The organism is Sneathiella sp. (assembly GCF_041689005.1).
In the GTDB taxonomy this organism is placed as follows: domain Bacteria; phylum Pseudomonadota; class Alphaproteobacteria; order Sneathiellales; family Sneathiellaceae; genus Sneathiella.
On the sequence record NZ_JBDNHC010000105.1, the window covers coordinates 1 to 4,432 of the forward strand.

The window sequence follows — 4,432 nt, forward strand, 5'->3', positions numbered from 1 at the left end:
GCTTCTGTGTTGCAGGATCTAGGCCGTGCCAGAGAGGCCGAACCTCTTTTTGCAGAAGCCCTGCGGCTTAGGCGCGAGGTGCTTGGAGAAAAGCATTTTGACACGCTAGGTAGCCTGAGCGGCCATGCAAATGTTCTTTTAAGTCTGGGCCGCGCAAGCGAGGCCGAGCCGCTCTTGGCCGAAGCCCTGCTGCTTAGGCGCGAATTGCTCGGAGAAAAGCATCCAGATACTATCCGTGGCCTGAATAATTATGCATCTGTGCTGCAGGACCTAGGTCGCGCCAGCGAGGCCGAACCGCTCTCGGCCGAAGCCCTGCGGCTTAGGCGCGAATTGCTTGGAGAAAGGCATCCAGATACTATCAATAGCCTGAATAATTATGCTTCAGCGCTACAGGATCTAGGCCGCGCCAACGAGTCCGAGCCGTTCTTTGCAGAAGCACTGCGGCTTGGGCGCGAGGTGCTTGGAGAAAAACACCCCTCCACACTGCTAGGCTTGCATAACTATGCATCCGTTCTTAAATCAATTGGCCGCGCAAGCGAGGCCGAGCCGCTCTTGGCCGAAGCCCTGCTGCTTAGGCGCGAGGTGCTTGGAAAAAAGCATCCTGACACATTGGCTAGCTTGAGTAGTTATGCATCTGTGCTGTGGGATCTAGGCCGCGCCAGCGAGGCCGAACCGCTTGATGCAGAAGCACTGCGACTGAGACGTGAGGTGTTAGGAGACAAGCATCCCGGCACGCTTCTAAGCCTGAATAACCTCTCGTATGTCCGCATGGATTTGCCTTCCCGGTCGCATTTGGCGTTAGAACCAGCGCGTTCCCTGATGAGCAATATTCGCGCTGCTCGAAAAGTCGCCGGTTTTACACCGAGCGAAGAAGCTCAACTTGGGCGCGAGGAGAAAAATCAATCGTCCGCTTTTAAGCTGTTCGCGAATGCCGCATGGTCTCGCGGCCCCGGGTTAGTTGAAGAAGCGCTAGCGGCAGGAGCAGAGCCGCTAGATGCTGCAGAGCAGGCCAGATTGCGCGAAGAAGTTCTGATGGCACTACAAGACGCATCGGCAGGTGCGGCGGGCAAAGCAATCTCGGCGAATGTGGCACGTAAGGCTGCAGGGCCTTTGGAGCCGCTGGCGGTCGAGCGAGAAGATCTGTCACAGCAATGGATCGAAACCGAGAAGGCGCTGATCAAAACTTTGGGCGAGAGCGATAGCGCAAGTGATGAGAAACGCGGCAATTTGCGTGACCGGCTTGCAGCGCTGGAAGCTCGTATGAAGAGGATTGATGATAGACTGCGCAATGAAGCGCCAGAATATTTTGCATTGATACGGCCCGAAGCGCTCGCGCTTTCTGCAGCGCAAGAGGTATTGGCTTCAGATGAGGCAGCGTTGATGGTCGTGCCGACACCATATGGCACACATGTCATGCTTGTGTCGGACGAAGGTCTGCGCTGGGTGCGCTCGGACTGGGGCAGTGATAAAGTAGATGCGTTGGTCAAGCGGCTGTTGTGGGATGTTGGCGCAGACGTGGATGAAAGTGCGGCCGAGTGGGTGGAATGGTCTGAAGAGGGTCGGGGCGCGTTTCCGTTCTCTTTTGAGACTTCATACGCGCTTTACCGCGAACTGATTGCGCCTATTGCCGATGGTCTGAAGGGCAAGAAACATGTGTTTATATCGGCCAGTGGATCACTTTCGAGTCTTCCCTTCGGACTTCTGGTAAGTAAAGTTCCAGAGGGCGATAGCGGGGACCCAAATGTATTGCGCTCCGCCAAATGGTTTGCTGATGCCCATGCGCTGATTCTGATCCCGACGCTCCAGTCACTGGAATTTCTGCGCAAATATCGAACGGCAGCAGGACAAGTTACCGACCTGCCATTTCTGGGCATTGGCGATCCTGTTTTAACAGGCCAATCGGAAACCCGCGGCAATCGACGGTCCAAACGTGGCGTTGCAAACGGCAGCGGCGCGTTCAAGCCCATGTTCAGCGGATCGCCGACGCGCAGCGGGGCGAGTATTGCCAATGTCTTCGAGCTCAGGAAGATGGCACGGCTCCCCGGAACCGCAACCGAACTGACGGCGATGTGGGAAGCGTTTGGAAGACCTGCCAACGGGCTCCACTTGGCTGACCAAGCAACTGAGGACTTTGTTCGCACCCAAAATCTTAATGCCAATATCATTGCCTTTGCCACCCACGGCCTGCTCGCGGGTGAAATTAGCGGGACAGCCGAACCAGGGATTGTTCTAACCCCGCCGTTACGGGCGAGCGAGAGCAATGATGGCTATTTGAGCGCTTCGGAAATATCGGCACTCAAACTAAATGCTGACTGGGTGATCTTGTCGGCCTGCAACACAGCAGCAGGTGATGGCAGTGAAGGAGCACCAGGCTTGTCAGGCTTGGCCCGTTCGTTCTTCTATGCAGGGGCCAGAAACCTGCTCGCCTCACATTGGCCGGTCCATGACGATGTCGCAGCCAAGCTCACGGTGCGTACCATATCGATCGCAAAGGATAATCCGCAGCTATCTAGAGCGCAGGCATTCCAGCAAGCGATGCGCGAGATCCGCAATGACAAAAGCGCGGACAGTGATACCGATAGCTGGGCGCATCCCAGTGCTTGGGCTCCCTTCTCTCTGATCGGTGACGGGGCCAACTGATTAGCTTCTGATGACAAGGAAACGTCCACTTTAGGGCAGTGACTTTTTACCGAAAAAACGACCGACTTTGGGGCGGAAGCGGAATGACAGCTTTGAATTCGAAAGCCGGTGCGACTGAGCGCTGATTTTCCGCTTTTGCGGATATGTTGACCTTGCCATGCAGCGTTGGAGCGATCTAACCGGCCATGAGCCGCAACTTGTGTTCCGAGGTGGCAAGGATGTAGCGGCATGAGCAGTACGCGCTTTCAGCCTGGACAATCCGGCAATCCAAAAGGACGGCCCCGCAAGCATCGCAGGCCTAATGTATCGGCGTTCGAGATCATTCTCGACAAAAGATTGACCATTACCCAAAATGGAAAACCACGTGAGGCGACAGTTGAAGAGGCCTTGCAGCAGCAAACCCTTAAGGATGCCCTTGCAGGAAAGCGTTTGGCAATTCGCAAAGTGCTCAAGATGATCGAGAAGCGGGAAAGGGCGCTGGAGCAGAATAATCCCGCGCCCCACCGAAATATCGAGATCAAGCAACATCACCACGCTGACAATGCAGATGAGGCTCTGCGTATTCTAGGTATTGCAGAACCGGAACCTAGTTTTCCAACGAGATGGAAAGTTCATGCCTGGGCGACGCAGGCAGCGCTAAGCCGTCCCGGGCGCAAGAGATTTGATTCCAAAGAGGTCGACAGTATCAAGTTTTTCACCTTTGATCCTGATAGCTTGAAGTGGCCGAACGGTAGGATCGGATGAACATAGGCTACGGGAAACCGCCAACCGCAACGCGGTTCAGGAAAGGCCGGTCCGGCAATCCGAACGGACGCCCCAGGAACCGGCATAAATCTGTTCCTTACGATTCCGTGCTTGGCCAGATGGTGACTATCCGCGAGGATGGCCGAGAGCGCCGTGTAACCGCTGCGGAGGCTTTTCTGCTTCAATTGACCCAGAAAGGGCTCGCGGGCGACAGCGCAGCTGCCCGGGACTCGCTTGATGCCATCGAAAATGCGCGCTCGGAGCGCGGCGACGACAGGCATGCTATCGATACTATTATCTTCTCGGCGGTCAGCTCCGGCGCTGATGCGATTCTAGAACCGCTTGGTTTGGCAAAAAAGAAATACCCCGCAGACGAAAAGCGGGTGCGATGGGAACTGAACCCATGGATCGTCGAGGCTGCTCTTGAGCGCCTTGGTGACAGGTGGCTGACTATCCAAGAGCAGCAAGAAGTGTGGAGCGCGACGCGGACGCCCGGCAAGGTGAATTGGCCCGGCTGGTGGGAAGTAAAAGGTGTATGATGTTTAATGCAATTGGGTTGCGCCCTGCTAAAGCGGATGATGTATATCGCATATCTATTGCCAATCACTGTGCAGACAAACCGAACCACCTCTCATCCCGTTGAACATCGCCGCAGATTCTGATGCCGACATGCTTTCTAGATTGCTTTCGCTCGGAGAGGATGTAAAAAATGCAGAGGCATAGGCTAGGCGCACAACTTTTCGACCAGACTATGCAGACGTTTTGAATTTGGTGGAATTCGTTTCAGATCGGATCACAGAATAAGATTATGATTAATATACAGCACAGCTAGTCATGTTTGGAGAATATCCTCACAGGACGCTCGAATTCTCGACCGACCTTAAAAACGGATTAATTTAATGAGTAACGACGGAGGATTGAGTATTTGGATCGGTGATCTTGACGGATACATCGATATCGATTCAATCAATTATTCGAATAAGCGCGAAGAGGAAGAAAATTTACGCCGCTACGAATTCGATGAAATTGGCGACATTATCCTGCTGAA

The 4,432-nt window shown here is 54.3% G+C and carries 3 protein-coding genes; all 3 read left to right on the forward strand.

Features of this window, described 5'->3' with window-relative positions; genetic code table 11:
• A partial coding sequence (locus ACESNI_RS12265) for a tetratricopeptide repeat protein (protein WP_373087117.1) occupies nucleotides 1–2,640 on the forward strand: 2,640 nt, incomplete at its 5' end.
• A gap of 228 nt (nucleotides 2,641–2,868) precedes the next feature.
• A complete protein-coding gene (locus ACESNI_RS12270) occupies nucleotides 2,869–3,384 on the forward strand; it encodes a DUF5681 domain-containing protein (protein WP_373087119.1) in 516 nt (171 codons plus the stop codon).
• Complete coding sequence (locus ACESNI_RS12275) at nucleotides 3,381–3,923, forward strand: DUF5681 domain-containing protein (protein WP_373087121.1); 543 nt, start codon at nucleotides 3,381–3,383, stop codon at nucleotides 3,921–3,923. Before ACESNI_RS12270 ends, ACESNI_RS12275 begins: the two co-directional genes overlap by 4 nt.
• Nucleotides 3,924–4,432: the final 509 nt, after the last annotated feature.

Excerpts from the sequence above, each read along its gene's own strand:
- ACESNI_RS12270 (WP_373087119.1), top strand. The coding sequence starts at position 2,869 with ATGAGCAGTACGCGCTTTCAGCCTGGACAATCCGGCAATCCAAAAGGA.
- ACESNI_RS12275 (WP_373087121.1), top strand. The coding sequence starts at position 3,381 with ATGAACATAGGCTACGGGAAACCGCCAACCGCAACGCGGTTCAGGAAA.